Annotated in this window: 11 protein-coding genes; 8 read left to right on the top strand and 3 right to left on the bottom strand. The window is 67.4% G+C overall.

The genetic code is table 11. The annotated features are described in order from the left end of the window. Window positions 1-256: 256 nt before the first annotated feature. Both P8S73_RS04875 and P8S73_RS04880 read right to left on the bottom strand, forming a co-directional pair. On the bottom strand, window positions 257-2,482 hold the full coding sequence (locus P8S73_RS04875) for a PhoX family phosphatase (RefSeq protein ID WP_144803520.1): 2,226 nt from the start codon (window positions 2,480-2,482) through the stop codon (window positions 257-259). 187 nt (window positions 2,483-2,669) lie between these two features. Then, window positions 2,670-3,605, bottom strand: coding sequence for an o-succinylbenzoate synthase (locus tag P8S73_RS04880; RefSeq protein WP_396350559.1), 936 nt, complete (start codon window positions 3,603-3,605; stop codon window positions 2,670-2,672). A gap of 520 nt (window positions 3,606-4,125) precedes the next feature. Here P8S73_RS04880 and P8S73_RS04885 point away from each other — a divergent pair. From P8S73_RS04885 to P8S73_RS04900, 4 genes are all read left to right on the top strand, one after another. Further along, a complete protein-coding gene (locus P8S73_RS04885) occupies window positions 4,126-4,425 on the top strand; it encodes a hypothetical protein (protein WP_144803517.1) in 300 nt (99 codons plus the stop codon). Continuing rightward, on the top strand, window positions 4,422-5,762 hold the full coding sequence (locus tag P8S73_RS04890; protein WP_144803514.1) for a glycosyltransferase family 2 protein: 1,341 nt from the start codon (window positions 4,422-4,424) through the stop codon (window positions 5,760-5,762). Before P8S73_RS04885 ends, P8S73_RS04890 begins: the two co-directional genes overlap by 4 nt. Continuing rightward, on the top strand, window positions 5,759-6,409 hold the full coding sequence (locus tag P8S73_RS04895) for a family 16 glycoside hydrolase (protein ID WP_223110188.1): 651 nt from the start codon (window positions 5,759-5,761) through the stop codon (window positions 6,407-6,409). The genes P8S73_RS04890 and P8S73_RS04895 overlap by 4 nt, the downstream gene beginning before the upstream one ends. Window positions 6,410-6,554: 145 nt before the next feature. Beyond that, window positions 6,555-8,333: a DUF2334 domain-containing protein gene (locus tag P8S73_RS04900; protein WP_144803511.1), complete on the top strand. Its 1,779-nt coding sequence runs from the start codon at window positions 6,555-6,557 to the stop codon at window positions 8,331-8,333. A gap of 64 nt (window positions 8,334-8,397) precedes the next feature. On the opposite strand, the gene P8S73_RS04905 is transcribed toward P8S73_RS04900, so the two are convergent. Beyond that, window positions 8,398-9,516 carry a Fic family protein gene (locus tag P8S73_RS04905; RefSeq protein ID WP_245190526.1) on the bottom strand — a complete coding sequence of 373 codons (1,119 nt, stop codon included), beginning with the start codon at window positions 9,514-9,516 and terminating at the stop codon, window positions 8,398-8,400. A 287-nt stretch (window positions 9,517-9,803) separates the two neighbouring features. Here P8S73_RS04905 and P8S73_RS04910 point away from each other — a divergent pair, with 287 nt between their 5' ends. The 4 genes from P8S73_RS04910 (at window position 9,804) to P8S73_RS04925 (ending at window position 17,075) form a co-directional block, all read left to right on the top strand. Beyond that, window positions 9,804-11,777, top strand: a complete 1,974-nt coding sequence (locus P8S73_RS04910) for a class I SAM-dependent DNA methyltransferase (RefSeq protein WP_327062704.1) — start codon at window positions 9,804-9,806, stop codon at window positions 11,775-11,777. Further along, window positions 11,774-13,099: a restriction endonuclease subunit S gene (locus P8S73_RS04915; RefSeq protein WP_396350536.1), complete on the top strand. Its 1,326-nt coding sequence runs from the start codon at window positions 11,774-11,776 to the stop codon at window positions 13,097-13,099. The genes P8S73_RS04910 and P8S73_RS04915 overlap by 4 nt, the downstream gene beginning before the upstream one ends. Before the next feature lie 9 nt (window positions 13,100-13,108). Further along, window positions 13,109-16,309 carry a type I restriction endonuclease subunit R gene (locus P8S73_RS04920; protein WP_396350537.1) on the top strand — a complete coding sequence of 1,067 codons (3,201 nt, stop codon included), beginning with the start codon at window positions 13,109-13,111 and terminating at the stop codon, window positions 16,307-16,309. A 301-nt stretch (window positions 16,310-16,610) separates the two neighbouring features. Next, window positions 16,611-17,075, top strand: a complete 465-nt coding sequence (locus P8S73_RS04925) for a prevent-host-death protein (protein ID WP_396350538.1) — start codon at window positions 16,611-16,613, stop codon at window positions 17,073-17,075. The last annotated feature ends 101 nt before the right edge of the window (window positions 17,076-17,176 follow it).

Below are 17,176 nucleotides of genomic sequence, written 5' to 3' on the forward strand. Positions count from 1 at the left end.
GGAGGCGAGTCGTTCCAACGTACAGACCGCGCGGTAACCCCCACGAACCCCCGTCACAAACACGTCACATACCCGGCGTCCTCCCACGTCACACCCGGTTTCGACGGAACGACGACGCCGCTGCGCCCGGTTCTGCGCCCGGCCGCACCAGGCCACGGAAGGCGCGCGGGCGGCGTCGCCAACCGGGCATGGAAAAGCGGGCGGGACCGCGGCTGTCCGCGATCCCGCCCGCCTGCTCAGGCCGAGCCGGAGAGTCTCAGCTCTCGTAGCTCTTGGGGGCCTGCTGTGCGCGCTGCTGCAGCTCCTGGGTGGGCTTCTCGTCGTAGCCGCGGTACTGCGGACCGGTGGCGCCGTTCTTGCGCTTCTTGTCCTGGTTGGCGGTCTGGCCGGGCTGATCGCTCACGCCGCCCGGGAACTGGGGCTGGTTCTTCTTGTTCTTGCGGAAGACCTGCACCACCGCAGGGCGCGGCATGGAGAACTCGCCGGGCTTGACCCGCGTGGGCAGGGCGTAGTCCGGGAAGTACGAGCGGGGCTGCTCGAACGTGCCGTCCTCACCCGGGTGCTGCACGGAGATGTAGACCATGCCCTCGGTGTCGTGGATCACCGGGCCGCAGGTCTCGGCGTCCTGCGGGACGGACAGGAACTGCTGCACGCGGCCGCGCTCGGAGCCGTTGAGGGTCACCTTGAACAGACCGTCGTTGTAGCCGATCTTGGAGGGCGCGCCGTCCGTGGAGATCCACAGGTTGCCGGCCTTGTCGAACGCCACGTTGTCCGGGCAGGAGATCGGGGAGACCTTCTCCTTGGGGAACCCGCCGAAGTACGTGCCGGAGTCCTTGGTGGGGTCGCCGCACACCAGCAGCAGGTTCCAGTCGAAGCGCGTGGCCTGCGGGAGGTTGTGGCACTCGGTGAGCTCCAGGACGTAGCCGTCCCGGTTGCCGGTCTTCGGGTTGGCCTCGTCCACGCCGGCCTTGCCCTTGGAACCGCGGTCCGAGTTGTTGGTCAGCGCCGCGTACACCTTGCCGGTGTGGGGGCTGGGCTCCACGTCCTCCGGGCGGTCCATCTTGGTGGCGCCGGCCTTGTCCGCGGCCAGGCGGGTGTAGACGAGCACCTCCTCCACGGACATGCCCTTGATCTTGGACTTGCCGTCCTTGACCAGCGGGAGCCACTCGCCGGAGCCGTCGAACTCGCCGTCCTTGGGCAGGGTGCCGTCACCGGTGATCTGCTTCTTGGGCGAGTTGCCCTTGAGCCGGGCCACGTAGAGATCACCCTCGGACAGCAGGGTCATGTTGTGCTTCTTGTCGCCCTTCTTGTACTTCTTGGCGGAGACGAACTTGTAGATGTACTCGAACTTCTCGTCGTCACCGGAGTAGGCCACCACGGTGCCGTCGTCGCCCACGCGCACGTTCGCACCCTCGTGCTTGAAGCGGCCCATGGCGGTGTGCTTGAGCGGGGCGGAGTTCGGGTTCTGGGGGTCGATCTCCACCACCCAGCCGAAGCGGTTGGGCTCGTTCTTGTACCCGGGGATACGGGCGTCGAAGCGCTTCTCCACCTCGGGCCAGCGGCGGGAGGGCATGGTGGTGGGGAACCCGTAGCGCTTCTCCTCGGCGGTGCCGGAGGTGATGAAGTACTGGTGGATGTTCTCCTCGCCGGAGAGCACGGTGCCCCACGGGGTCACGCCGCCCGAGCAGTTGTTCTGGGTGCCCAGCACGCGCTTGCCCGTGGAGTCGTCCTGCGTCTTGAGCAGGTCCGAGCCGGCCGCGGGGCCGTCCACCACGAACGGGGTGGTGAGGGTGATGCGCCGGTTGCGGGCGCCGCCGCGCACGTACGTCCAGGGCTCCCCCACCTTGGTGCGGGTGATCTCCACGACCGCCATGCCGTGGGCCTGGATGGCCGTCTTGACCATGTTGGTCAGGTTGGTCTTCTCGTACCCCGTGGGGAACATGGTGTTCTCGTTGGTGTACTCGTGGTTGTTCACCAACACGCCTGTGAGACCGTTCGGGTCCGGGATGATGTCCAGGTAGTCGGAGTTGTAGCCGAACTGCTTGGCCTGCGCCTCCGGGGTCTGGTTCTTGGGGTCGAACTCCGGGGAGTCGTAGAACAGGGGGTCACCCCAGCGGATGATGGGCGACCAGTCGTAGCCCTTGGGGACGTTGAGATCGTCCACCGTCATGTTCACCGGCTTGATGGGGGTGAAGTCCAGGCGGGACTTGCCCTTGCCCCAGTAGCCGTAGGTGGCCTCCGCGGGCTGGGCGGTGGCAGCCACCAGACCCACCGTGACGGCGCCGGCGGCACCGAGCCCGAGAGCGGCACGGCGGCTCATCGCGGCGGAGATGACGTCCTGCACGTACTCGTTGCGGGAGGTGTTGGTGTCCGGGGTGGTGCACTGGCTGCCGCACTTGAGCTCGCACGTGAGCGGGCTGCGCTTGCCGTTCACGTGGCCCAGCATGGGCAGGAGACGACGGCGTTCGGGTGCTTGGGTCATGGAGTGGCTCCCTGGGTGAGACATGCGTCCGTGCATGTCAGCGAGTGATTCCGTGGTCCACCTCACCACCCGGGCGTGATCATCACGCGACCTGGAAGCGAACTGCGGGTTAACCCGGGACTGCGCCACCGGCAGGTGCATGCACACGCACAGAGGTTCGTCACCTGCGGCGAGGCCATGGGTAGAGCTACAGCCCCGCCAGCAGCGCGTGCGTGCGGCGCACCCGGTCCAGCCACCAGTCCCGGCGCTCACCGGTGACGGCGTGCTCGGTGAGCAGCGCCTCGTCCACGGCGACGTCCCGCACGGGCAGGAACCCGTCCACGGGGCGCAGGGGCTCGGCCGTCACGTCCGCCGCCATGAGGGAGAGGGTGCCCAGTCCGCACGCGTACGGCAGCTCGGGCAGCGCGGCGGCCAGGGCCACGCCCGCGCGGATCCCCACGGAGGAGTCGATGGCCGAGCTGACGACGGCGGGCAGTCCCGCCTGCGCCACGATCTCCAGGGCGCGGCGCACTCCCCCGAGCGGCGCGACCTTCACGACGATCAGGTCCGCCGCCCCGGCCCGGGCAACGGCCAGCGGGTCCTCGGCCTTGCGCACGGACTCGTCCGCGGCGATCAGCGTGCCCACGCCCTTCTCCCGCAGCCGACGCCGCACGCTCGCCAGGCCCTCGACGCTCGCCACGGGCTGCTCGGCGTAGGCGAGGTCGAACTCGCTCAGCGCACCCAATGCGGCCACGGCGGTGTCCTCGTCCCAGCCCATGTTGGCGTCCACGCGCAGTTCGGCGTCCGGGAGGAGGTGGCGGACGGCGGCGACGCGCGCGACGTCGTCCGCGAGACCCTGGCCGCGCTCGGCCACCTTGATCTTCACGGCGTGAACCCGCCCGGAGTAGCCGCCGAGAACGTCCGCGACGCGCTCGGCCGGGACCGCGGGGACGGTGGCGTTGACCGGGACGCGGTCACGAACGGGCTCCGGGAAGCCCTGCCACGCGGCCTCGATCCCCGCGCGCAGCCATGCGGCGGCCTCGGTGTCCCCGTACTCCGGGAATGGGCCGAACTCGCCCCACCCGGCGGGGCCGCGGAAGACGACGGTCTCGCGCTCGGTGACGCCGCGGAAGGTCACGCGCATGGGGAGGGAGACCACGTGGGCGGAGGCCAGGAGGTCCGGGAGCGGGGGAACGAACAGGGAGGAAGTGGTCACCGGCCCAGGCTACGTGCCGCGCGCGCCGACGGACGGGCTCGCGAGGACCACCACGTCCCGTTCGCGGATCGACACCCTGCCCCGCGCTCGACGCCGCGCCTCTCCCGGCCCCGCAGCGGTCGGGACCGCCGCTCGTCGCCCTCCGCCGTGCCCGAGGCCGCGAGGGAGCTGCGCCGTAACAATCCATGAATGTCGAACGACTCTTCACCCCCTTGTTGAATGCGTTTGCAATGGCACTTCGGAGGCCGCCGCATCCCAGACCTCCGCCCGGGGAGTACATGCCCCCACAACGCCCCACAGTTGCGCCCGCGGAAGCTCAACCGAGGTGTTTGCCATTGCTATTTCTCGGGGCCACACTCAGGAGCAGAGCCACCCCCAGTGGCTCTCCACACACGTCGCGCCTCCGGGGGGATGCGCGCGACGACCGGCGTGAATCGGGGGATTCCACATGCCAACACCCATGCTGACCCAGGCCGCCACAGTCGGGGAGTCGTTGCAGACGTTCCTGCAGGGCGGCAGCCGTGTCCTGCTCATGATCGCCATGGCGCTGTTCCTGGCCTACATGATCTTCTTCCTGGCCACCGTCTCCATTGCTAGCGCCGTCACCACGTGGCACCAGCTCCGCCGCCACCCCCGGCAGGCCGCGCACCCGCGGGCCATGGCCCCGGTGGTGCCCGCGGAGGAGCTGGCACACCAGCAGCTGCCGGCCCACGGCCGCCGCGCCGTGCACCACGGAGGCCGCGCGTGATCCTGCTCTTCGGCCACCGGGTGGACCTCGTCCTCCTGCTCGCCGTGGTCCTCGTGGTCGTGAGCGTGCTGTACGGTCTCTTCATCCTGGTGCTCTCGCGATTCGAGCCCAGAAGCTGCCAGGACCGCCGCGTCCGTATCGCCTCGCTGGAGGACCACCTCAAGGTGGTCTTCGTGGTCCCGTGCCTCAACGAGGAGCGAGTGCTCGGCGCAAGCCTGCAGCGCCTCGCCGGTCTCGACCACCCCGGCGTGGAGATCATCGTGATCGACGACGGCTCCGACGACGGGACGGCGGAGATCGTCCGTTCCTTCCCCGATCCCAGGGTCCACCTGTTCCAGCGCACCCTGCCGCACGCCCGGGAGGGCAAGGGTGAAGCGCTCAACGCCGCGATCCAGCACCTGCGCACGAGCGAACTGATCGCCGGCACGTCGCACTCGGACGTGGTCGTGTGCGTGATGGACGCGGACGGCCGCCTGGACCCGCATGCGCTGCAGGACGTCATGCCGCTGTTCCGGGACCGCCGCCTGGGTGCCGTGCAGATCGGCGTGCGCATCAACAACCGCGCCCAGAACCTGCTCGCGCGCATGCAGGACCTCGAGTTCGTGCTCTACACGCACGTGTTCCAGCGCGGCCGCCGCCACCTGGGCAGCGTGGGCCTGGGCGGCAACGGCCAGTTCGTGCGGCTTTCTGCCCTCAACGGTCTGGGTGTCTCCCCGTGGTCCCGCAGCCTCACCGAGGACCTGGACCTGGGCGTGCGGCTGCTCATGGACGGCTGGCAGACCGAGTTCGTCTCCACCGCCTCCGTGCACCAGCAGGGCCTGGTGGACGTCAAGCGGTGGGTCAAGCAGCGCACCCGGTGGTTCCAGGGCCACCTGCAGTCCTGGAGCCTGGTGCCGTGGGTGCTGCGCGACCTCTCCGGGGCGCGCCGCGCGGACCTCGTGTACCACCTGACCAGCCCGTTCCTGCTGCTGCTCACGTCCTTCCTGTCCCTGGCCTTCGCGTTCTGGGTGCTGGACCTCGCGGTGGGCATCGTGACCGGTCACGCCGTGGTCTCCGGGTGGTGGCTGTCCTCCTACCTCATCGCCTTTGGCCCGGCCCTGCTCTACGGGCTGGTCTACTGGTCGCAGGAGCGCCACAGCGGCCTCTCCGCACTGGCCGCGGTGGGCCTGATCCATCTCTACGTGCTGTACGCGGTGCTGTGGTACGTGGCCGGGTGGAAGGCCGCCTGGCGGGCGGCGCGCGGGAAGAACGGCTGGGCCAAGACGGAGCGCACCGTGGAGAACCAGGAACAGGTGGACTCCTCTGCAGACGCGCTGACGGCCGAGGCCCATGCATGAGGCGACGCGGCGTCGTCGTGACCCTGGTGGTGCTGGGCGTTGCACTGCTCGTGGTGACCGCCATGAATAACCTGTGGCGGGTGCAGCCCTGGGCGGACGGATCCACGCACGGGCGGTGGCAGGTCATGTACACCGGCTACGGAACCGTCACGGGCAACGACCAGCAGGTGCGGCTCGAACCGCACACCGCAGAGGCCGCGAACATCACCCACGGTGCGCTCGTGCACACCACGGACACCTACCAGGACGCCTCGTTCGCGGTCACGGTGCGCACCGAGGAGCAGCTGCGCCGCAACGACCAGCCCAATGCCTGGGAAGTGGGCTGGGTGCAGTGGAACCTGCGGGACAACGACCACTTCTACGCAGTGGCTCTGAAGCCCAACGGCTGGGAGATCTCCAAGCAGGACCCCGCCTACCCCGGGGCGCAGCGGTTCCTGGCCACCGGGACCGAGCGGACGTTCCCCGTGGGGGGCGACCACCGGGTGGAGATCACCCAGGAGTGGCCCCGGATGACCGTCACCGTGGACGGCACCGAGCTGGCCACGGTCACTGATGAGGAGAACCCGTACCGCGGAGGCTCCATCGGGCTGTACACGGAGGACGCAGCGGTGCTCTTCCACGACTTCCGGATCTCCGGAGAGGACTGAGCAGCCAGCTCGGGGCGGGCTGGGAGAACAGACACGGCGAATGGCATCGGCCAGGCAACGGGAAACCTGGCCGGCCCGCTCGCACCAGGAAGCGAAGGACGTCCGTGCCCGCGGGAGATGCGGAGCCGAGGGGAGAGAGAAGACGATGGACGAGAATTTCCGACTGACACGGCGCGCGCGGTTCGCGTGGCTGGCAGGGCTGACCGTGGCGCTGACGATCGCGCTGGTGGTGGTGTTCGGGCTGACGAGCAGCACCCTGGTGGAGGGTCAGGGGTCATCCCTGGCCAAGCAGTACACGGACCCGGCGCTGGACGGTGAGAGCTCCACCGCACCGGAGGAGCAGCTGCCGGCGAGCTACGGACGCGAGGGCGGGAAGTCCACGCTCGTGCTCTACGACGCCTCCGGGAAGTACGCGGAGGACGCGGCCATGTACGCGATCGCCACGGGCAACCTGCTCTCGCACTTCGGGCGTACGGAGCTCAAGCCCGTGGCCGAGTACACGGCGGGCACGGTGGAGGCCCACGACGCCACCGTGTACATCGGCACCGACTACGCGGCCACCCTGCCGGAGGAGTTTCTGGCGGACGTCCGCTCCACCGAGCGGCCCGTGATGTGGCTGGACCAGAACGTGGACGAGCTCGCCGGACAGGACCAGGCGCAGAAGGCACGGTTCCAGCAGCGGTACGGATGGGACCCTGCGGCCACCACCACGGTGGGCAGCTCCCGGGTCACCACCGTGGCGTACGGCACGAGGTCCGTGCACCGAGAGAGCGCAGGGGCGCAGGAGCTGACCGTCCCGTTCACCGGAACCAGGGATGGAGTGGAGGTGCTCGCCACGTCCCAGTGCACCGAGGGCGGCAAGCCCGCGTCCTGCACCGGCGCGCGCAGCGGGCCCACCGAGGTCCCCTGGGCCGTCCGCTCCGGCAACCTGACGTACCTGGCCGAGGTGCCGCTGGACTACATCGACTCCAACGACGTGTACCTGGTCTACGCTGACCTGTTCTACGACCTGGTGGGCTCTGAGGCCCGCGCCACCAAGCAGGCCGCCGTGCGGCTCGAGGACGTGGGCCCGGAGTCCGACCCCGAGGACCTGCGCCGGGTGGCCGACTACCTGGCCTCTGAGAACGTCCCCTTCCAGGTGGCCGTGATCCCCATCCAGCTGGGCAAGAACAAGGACGGATCCGACTGGTACGGGCTCAGCCTCAAGGACCGGCCCGAGGTGGTGAAAGCCCTGCAGTACATGCAGGAGAAGGGCGGAACACTGATCCAGCACGGCACGACCCACCAGATGGGCACGGGCACCAACCCCTACAGTGGCCGCTCCGGGGAGGACTACGAGTTCTACCGGTACGGGTGCACCACCACGGACACCGCGCCCTACACGTTCGAGGAGTGCACCAACGACTCCTACATCACCCCCGTGGCGCGGGTGGCGCAGGACGACGTGGCGCAGTGGCAGGAACGCCTGGAAGCCGGACGAGAGGTCATGGTGGAAGCCGGGCTGGGAGAGACCACCATCTTCGAGACCCCGCACTACGGCGGGTCCGTGAACTCCTACGTGGCCATGGCCCGCACCTACGACGCCCGCTACGAGCAGGGCGACTACTACGCGAGCATCCTCACCGGCACACCCTCCGAGGCCGGGAAGTCCTACAGCCAGCAGTTCCCCTACACCGTGCACGACATCTACGGCGGCACCGTGCTCCCCGAGAACCTGGGCAACATCACCGAGGGCGAGCAGAACAACCACGCCGCCCGCACCCCCGAGTTCCTGGTGTCCCGGGCGGAGGCGAACCTGACCGTCCGGGAGTCCACGGCCAGCTTCTTCTTCCACCCGTACCTGGACCTGGAGTACCTCAAGAAGACGGTCACGGGGATCAAGGAGCTGGGGTATGAGTTCCAGGTTGTGACGGAGTTGAAGTAGGAGATGGCGCTCACCGGTGAGGTGGCCCGCGACCATGTGGTGCGCTGGCTCCGCTCGCCATTCCTCATCCTGCGGAACGCCGCCCCGCCCGCTCCGCAAAAGCGTCGATCGCCGCGAGCACCTCATCACTGCGCCAGAACGGCCCCAGTTGGTGCTCTGCCTTGGACTTCACGATCCCCGCCTCGGTGAGCCTCCGCAGGGGCGGATACACGTTCGGTTGCTGGACCCCCAACTCCGAGGCCGCGGTGGCGCTGTCGAGCACGGGGCGGCGGGCCAGGACGTCCAGGAGCTTCCAGGCGTTGGAGTTCTTCCGTGCTGTGAGCCGGGTGTTCCACGATTCGCGGATGTGGTCGATCTCCGAGACAAGCTGTCGGGCGTTGGCCACCGCGCGGAGGGAGGCGTCGGAGAACTGCCGCACAATCGGTTCCAGGTCCCCCGTTCGGTACGCCTCCAGTGCCGCGTGGTACCCAGACACGTCGGCGAGCAGTCCCGCAGACACTGGCACCGCCACGTTGCGCGTGATGCCCCAGTGGCGCAGCATCGCCTGGGCCAGGGCTCTGCCGGTTCGTCCGTTGCCGTCGCTGAAGGGGTGGATGGTCTCGAACTGGGCGTGGGCCACGGCCACCGTCACCAGAGGGGTGGCGGTGCTCTCACCCATGAACTGCACCAGGTCCGCCATGAGCGCTGGGATGCGTTCGTGCCTCGGCGCCACGTATGCCGCCCCCACAGGGGAGTCGGACCGCGTGCCGATCCACACGGGCTCATCACGCCACTGCCCTGGGGTGTGCCTCGGCTGATCGGCCATGAGCACGCGGTGCATGTGCAGAACGGCCTCAATGGAGAGGTGGTCCGCGAGCGCCAGCGCCGACTGCATGGCCCGGGCGTTGGCGGCGATCTCGTCGGCGTTCCGGCTGCGGCGCACGCCTAGTTCTGCACTGAAGATCGCCCTGGCGGACGCCGTGAGGTTCTCAATCTGCGAGGACGACGCCGCCTCCGAACGCAGCAGCACCGGCGCGAAGGACGCCACGCGCTCCCCCAGCTCGGCGTCGAACCGCGTGAGTTCGTGGGCAGCTTCCTCAGCGATCAGCCGCGTACTCTCGCTGACCCCCGGCCTGCGTCCGGCAATGAGGGGGACCACGGCGGCCCGGTACGTGTCGGCTCGGCCGCCACGGGTAGCGCCCACGCCCCAGGATGCTTGGGCACTCGGCACCCATGTCAGTTCCTCGGACGAGATGGTCGGCCAGGTGGGCTTGCTCAGAAGATCGCCTCCCAAAGTTATGAGTAACTGAGTTTCTCATAAAAATTGCCCCACGCGTTATGAGTTCGGTGCTGCCCGCCGCCCGGTCCATTGGACGCCTCGGCACCTCCAGCCCATGCCCGCACGACGCCGCTGCACCTGCTTCCACGCCCCCGGCACCCCCGCGCCCTACACTCGCAGTACCCTCCCGATCACCACGTAAGGCCCCACAAGTGTTCAACCACGCATCCTTCATCTGGGGTGCCGCGGACATCCTCCGCGGCACCTACAAGCAGCACGAGTACGGGGATGTGATCCTGCCGTTCACGGTCCTCTTCCGCCTGGATGCGGTGCTGGCCCCCACCAAGGACGCGGTGCTGGACGCCATCGGTCCCATGTACGTGGGGGTGGAGCCGCCCATTGCCATGCTCCGCAACCGCGCTGGCCACACCTACAGCTTCTTCAACCGCTCCCAGCACGACCTCAAGTCCATGCAGGGCGATCCGGACAACTTGGAGGAGAACCTCCGGGACTACGTCAACGCGTTCTCCCCCAACGTGCGGGAGATCTTCCAGAAGTACCGCTTTGAAGACACCATCGTGGACCTCGCCAACCACGACCTGCTGCTGCAGATCCTCCAGCACTTCTCCAAGGCCAACCTCCACCCGGACGCCGTCAGCAACGACCAGATGGGCCACATCTTCGAGGAGCTGATCCGCAAGTTCGCGGAGGCCTCCAACGAGACCGCGGGTGAGCACTTCACCCCGCGCGAGGTCATCGACCTCATGGTCACCCTGCTGCTCACGGATGATGCGGACCTCACCGTCCCCGGCCTGATCCGCGAGGTGTACGACCCCACGGCCGGCACCGGCGGCATGCTCTCCGCGGCGGACGACAAGATCACCGCCATGAACCCGTCCGCGCAGGTGAACCTGCTGGGCCAGGAGATCAACCCCGCGTCCTATGCGATCTGCAAGGCGGACATGGTGGTCAAGGGCCAGCCGATCGACAACATCGTGCTCGGCAACACCCTCACGGAACCGGCGTTCCGGGGCCGCACGTTCCACTACTGCCTCTCCAACCCGCCGTTCGGCGTGGACTGGAAGCAGAACCGCAAGGAGGTGGAGCGCGAGCACACGGTCGCGGGCTTCGGCGGCCGTTTCGGCCCGGGCCTGCCCCGCGTCTCGGACGGCTCGCTGCTGTTCCTGATGCACATGATCTCCAAGATGCGCGAGCCGGGCTCCGCGGACGAGAACCAGGCGGCCGGCCGCGCGGCCATCGTGCTCAACGGCTCCCCGCTGTTCACGGGCGGTGCGGGCTCCGGTGAGTCGAACATCCGCAAGTGGGTCCTGGAGAACGACTACCTGGAGGCCATCATCGGCCTGCCCACGGACATGTTCTACAACACGGGCATCTCCACGTACGTGTGGCTGCTGGCCAAGGACAAGCCCGAGGAGCGCCGCGGCAAGGTTCAGCTGATCGACGCCACGGACATGTTCGTGAAGATGCGCAAATCGGTGGGTTCCAAGCGCAAGCAGCTCTCGGCGGAGAACATCGCGGAGATCGCCCAGCTCTACCGGGACTTCGCGCAGACCAAACGCTCCAAGATCTTCCGCACCGAGGACTTCTTCTACCGCACCATCACGGTGGAGCGCCCGCTCAAACTCAACTTCGCGTGCACGCCCGAGCGCATCGAGCGCGTCATGGCCGCCAAGCAGGTCTCCAAGCTCCCTGACGACGACGCCGCTGCGCTCCGTTCCGCACTCACCGGCCTGTCCCAGCGTGGAGACGGCAGTGTCAGCACCAACCGCGCGCGGTTCACCAACGAGTTCATGGAAGCCGCAACGGAGGCAGGGCTGCGGTTGAAGCCGGCGCTGGTGAAGGTGATCGTGAACGAGCTGAGCGAGCGGGACGAGGAGGGCGAGCTGCAGACCGGCCGCCTCAACCAGCCCGAAGCTGATTCGACACTGCGGGACACCGAGAACGTCCCCTGGGACGAGGACATTCACGAGTACTTGGAGCGCGAGGTCAAGCCCTTTGTTCCGGACGCGTGGATCGACGAGTCCAAGACCAAGGAGGGCGCGGAGATCCCCTTCACCCGCCACTTCTACGAGTACGTCCCACCCCGCCCGCTGGAGGAGATCGACCGCGACCTGGACGAGGTGCTGGGCCGCATCCGCGCGCGGTTGGAGGAGGTGAAGCGGTGACCGCCAACTCATGGGTCCCCCCGTTGCCAGACGGGTGGCAGAAGACCACGCTCCGGCGAATGGGGAGGATTTTCGCCGGAGGCACTCCAGACCGAAAAAACGAATTCTATTGGTCAGGTGGCGATGTTCCGTGGCTGAACTCTGGTGCCGTTAACCAGGGGGTCATCACGCAGCCCACGACTTTCATTACCAAGCAAGCCACCATGAATGGTGCGACTCGATGGGTGGCACCCAAAAGCGTATTAATTGCACTGGCGGGTCAAGGTAAAACCAAGGGTATGTCCGCAAGGACAGAAATCAGATCAACATTTAATCAATCCTTGGCCGCCATTGAACCAGATGGCAATTTAGATTACCGCTATTTGCACTACTGGGTTCAGTCAAACTACCAAAATATCCGCAATTTGGCCGGCGGCGACTTGCGAGATGGCCTGAACCTTGACCACATCGGCTCCATCGAAATCCCCCTTCCCCCTCGGGCAACTCAACGCGACATCGCGGACTACCTCGACCACGAGACCACCGAAATCGACAAACTCATCGGGGACCTTCAGTCATTCGACACCATTTACACAGAGCGGCAAATGGCGCAGGTTTCCTCCCTCATTGCATACCCGGCTGATCTCAGCACTTCCCACGCGTGCGCCTCCGGCATCGTGAAAGCTAAGTACCTGGGGGGCATCGCCCTGGGGAAGATGCTCGACGCGCGGCAGGAAGACGCGGATTCCACCACGCACCCCTATTTGCGAGCAGCCAACGTGCAGCCAATGGGGAAGCTGGCCCTTGAAGACATCAAGCACATGCGATTCACCCATCGCGAGGCTGCGCATTTGACTATCAAAGGTGGGGACGTACTTGTCGTAGAGGGTGGCGTCGGTGGTTACGGTCGGGCTGCGTATGTTTCTGGGGATATTCCTGAGACTGGCTTTCAAAACTCGATCCTCCGCCTACGGCCCCATGCCCACGCAGATGGCAGATTCATCACATATGCACTTCTTCTTCTACGTCACCGGGGATACATGAAGATGGCGGCGTCAGTGACGTCCATGCCACATTTCACTGTGGACAAACTTGCCAACACACCGATCCCTCTCATGAACCTCGCACGGCAGACCGAAATCGCCGACGAACTTGATGCCATGTGGCAGCGCGTGGACTCAGTGCGGGACGAGGGGAAGCGAGCCATCACCCTCGCTCGCGAGCGCCGCGCCGCCCTCATCACGGCGGCGGTCACGGGTCAGATCGACGTCACCGCTCGACACAAGCCGGCCGCGGAGCAGCTGGAAGACGACATCGCGCAGGGTCTGCACAGGGAGAACTAGGGAGAGCCCATGAGTCAGCAGCACCAGGAGAAGAAGCTCCAGCAGGAGATCGCCACCTACCTCTCCGAGCACGGGTGGCTCCACTCCCCCAGCTCGGAGGGGTACGACAAGGAGCGCGCCATCTTCCCGGAGGACGTCCTGGGCTGGCTCGAGGACACGGACCCGGAGAACTTCGCGAAGGTCGTCCCGCCCCACGGTGACGATGCCGCCCGGGCCAAGGGTGAGCGTCGCATCCTGGACCGGATCGCCAGTCAGCTCTCCCAACCCGAGCGGGACGGCGGTGGCGTGCTGAACGTACTCCGCAAGGGATTCCTGGTGCCCGGCGCCCGGCGCTTCAAGATGCTGCAGATGCCGCCTGCGGACGACCGCAACCCTCAGATTGCCGCCCGCTACGCGCAGAACCGGCTGCGCGTGGTCCAGGAGGTCGTCTACTCCACCCGCAAGGCGGACCGGATCGACCTGGTGTTCTTCCTCAACGGCCTGCCGGTGGCCACCGTGGAGATCAAGACCGACTTCACCCAGTCGCTCCAAGCCGCGATCAAGCAGTACGAGAACGACCGCACGCCCGCCGGCGAGCCCCTGCTGACCCCGTTCCGGGGCGCGCTGGTGCACTTCGCACTCACGGACCACGACGTCTACATGACCACCGAGCTGAAGGGCCCGGGCACGTCGTTCCTGCCCTTCAACCGCGGTCACCACAACGGCGCGGGCAACCCGCCCAACCCCAACGGCGCACGGTCCTCGTACTTCTGGGGGGAGACCCTGCAGCGGGACACGTGGCTGAGCATCCTCACCAAGTTCGTGTACGTGAACCACCAGAAGAAGGTGGATCCGCGTACGGGTGCGGAGATCGACCGCGCGCAGATCCGCTTCCCCCGCTACCACCAGTGGCGCGCGGTCAGCCGGCTCACCGCCGCCGCCCGGGAGGACGGCCCGGGTCACAAGTACCTCATCCAGCACTCCGCAGGTTCCGGCAAGACGGATTCCATTGCGTGGACCGCCCACCGCATGGCCACACTCCACACGGCCGCGGGCGAGAAGGTGTTCGACACCGTCTTCGTGATCGCGGACCGCCAGGTATTGGACCGTCAGCTCCAGGACGCCGTGGACCAGCTGGTCAACAGCACGGGACAGTTCCAGCCCATCACCTCGGGCTCGGAGGGTTCCAAGACCGGGCAGCTCATCGAGGCGCTCTCGGCGGGGGTGCCCATCATCGGCGTGACCCTGCAGACCTTCCCCTATGCGCTGTCCCAGATCCGGGAGAAGGGCGGCTCGTTCGAGGGCAAGCGCTTTGCGGTCATCGCGGACGAGGCCCACTCCTCGCAGTCCGGCAACGCGGCCAGTGCGGTCAAGGAGCTGCTGTACCTCAACGACCCCACCGCCGCCACGGGCTCGGACTCCCCCGCGGTGGACGAGAACGGGGACCTGGAACCGGGCGCCGACCAGGACGCCCTGGTCCGCATGGCCGCCCAGGCGGACGACGGTCACAGAATCAGCTACTTCGCGTTCACCGCGACTCCCAAGGCCAAGACCATCGAGCTCTTCGGCACCCCCAACGAGGCGGGCAAGAAGGAGCCGTTCGACCTCTACTCCATGAAGCAGGCCATCCAGGAGGGCTTCATCCTGGACGTGCTGAAGAACTACACCACCTACGAGCGCGTGGCCAAGATCGCGCTGCGGGGTTCGGACCCCGCGAACGTGCCCGGCGGAAACGGGACGAACGGCAGGGAGGGGGCGGGAGCGGCGTCGTCGTCCGGGCAGAGTGCGGAGAGCGGCGAGGTGGACGTGCGCCGGGGCACGCGCGCGTACATCGGGTTCGTGGAGCTGCACCCCACGAACGTGAGCTCCAAGGTGGACGTGATCGTCAAGCACTACCTCACCACGGTGCAGCCCGCACTGAACGGGCGCGGCAAGGCCATGGTGGTCACCGGCTCGCGCGCGGCCGCGGTGCAGTACCAGCGCGCGTTCCAGCGCCACATCGAGCGCGAGAACCTGCCGCTGAAGACCCTGGTGGCGTTCTCCGGCACCCTGCCGGACCCGGACGTGGCGGTGATCGGGGACGGCGAGCGCCCCGAGGTGACCGAGGCGTCCATGAACCCGGACGTGCGCGGGCGGGACCTCGCGGCGGTGTTCAACCAGGACGACCAGAACATCCTGATCGTCGCGAACAAGTACCAGACTGGCTTCGATCAACCCCTGCTGGTTGGCATGTACGTGGACAAGCAGCTCTCCGGCATCGCCGCCGTGCAGACGCTGTCCCGGCTCAACCGCCGCATGGACGGCAAGACGGACACGTACGTCCTGGACTTCGTGAACGATCCGGACCAGATCCTCGCCGCGTTCCAGGAGTACTACGAGGACGCCGAGATCAAGACGCCCTCGGACCTGGACCTGGTGATCAAGCAGCTGGAGAAGCTCAAGGCCGCCGCCATCTTCACCGACGCGGAGGTGGACCAGGTGTGGGACGCGTGGAACCACGTCCACGGCCGGCACACCGCGCTGCTCCCGGGCCTGGACCCCGCCGTCTCCCGTTTCATGGAGCGCTGGGACCGCGCGGACGACGACGCCGCGGAGCGGGACACGCTCGAGGAGTTCCGTTCCCTGCTGGGCCAGTACGTGACGTCCTACGCGTTCTTCTCGCAGATCCTCAATTTCGGGGACCCGGAGTTCATCAAGCTCTCCGTGTTCGCGGACCTGCTGGGGCGCCAGCTCAACGCCAGGCTGGACACCGAGATCCCCGAGACGGTGACCGCGGAGGACGTGGTGCTCACGCACTACCACCTGGAGAAGCAGCGCGAAGAAGACTTGAAATTACAAGAAGACCAGGCCGAGGGGCTGCGCGGGCTCACCGAGGTGGGCATGAGCAAACAGGCGGAGCGCGAACGTGCCGCCAAGGCCGAGCTGGTGGAGAAGGTCAACAAGTACCTGGGCGGGCTGGATGCCTCGGACGAGTACAAGGTGACGTCCGTGGACCTGTGGCTCACCCCGGCCCAGGAGAACGAGAACCTCCGGCAGCAGGCCCGCAACAACACCCCTGCGGACTTTGCCCGATCCCCCGAGCTGCGGGTGGTGCTGGAGGACAGCGTGTGGCGGCACAACGACCTCTCGGAGAAGTTCGCGAAGCTGCTGCAGGACATGCCCACCGAGGAGCTGGTGTCCCTGGCCATGGCGGCGGGGTTCTACGAGCGGTTGCGGGGACAGGCGGGGTAGCGTGGCCTTTCCATGCCCCACCTGACGACCGGGCACGGCGGCCCGCAAGCGGGCGGCTCAGGAGGCCGCACGAAACCGTGAGGAGCGCAGGGTCCGGGACCAGCGGCGTCGTCTGCTGGCGGACGTGCAGGCGCACCAGCGCAACGTGGCCCACGGAGGGGGCCCGGCGGCGTCGCGCTGAGTCCCGCGGACGCCCGGGTCGGGGCCCAACCGAGGACACGCGACGGGCGGAGCGGGCCCTGCCGCCTGGCACCGAGACCTCCGCTTGTTTTCAGAATAAGTTCAGAACTACAGTTACTCCATGAGCACCGCCCAGGCCCTCCCGCACGAGTTCAAGTCGTCAGACCTCAGTCGGTCATCCGCTGAGGTCTTTGCCGCTGCGACCGAGCACCCCGTGACCGTCACCCGGCGGGACGGCGAAACCCTCGTGATGATGACCGACAGCGAGGACCGCGCGCGCCGTGAACTGCTCGATCTGGCTGCTCAGCTGATCGCGATTGCCACCGACACCAGGGGCACGCTCACGGAACGCATGAGTGAGGTCTTCCCCTGGATGTTCGCACTGTCGCCGCAGGGCAGGGACGACTGCGCCCGGGCAATCCTGCAGGCCGCCCGTGCGTCGTTCTCCACCAAGCAGCCGCACCTGGCCGTCGCCGAGCTCACCTCGTGGAAGGAAACGGCCACCGCCCTGGCCGCCGGTCTTCGCAACGCCCCCGTGGAGTGGCTCGATGACGAAGAACCCGTCGAGCGGCCCACCGAAGGTTGAGGCTCTCCGACCCCTCCCCGCAGATGAATGTACGGAGGGGGTTCCTGAGGCCCACCTCAGCTACTGGGCCCGACCCTTTCGCACTGCGCCCCGAGCGCCCT

Source organism: Kocuria sp. ChxB, from assembly GCF_044359605.1.
GTDB classification, from domain to species: domain Bacteria; phylum Actinomycetota; class Actinomycetes; order Actinomycetales; family Micrococcaceae; genus Kocuria; species Kocuria rhizophila.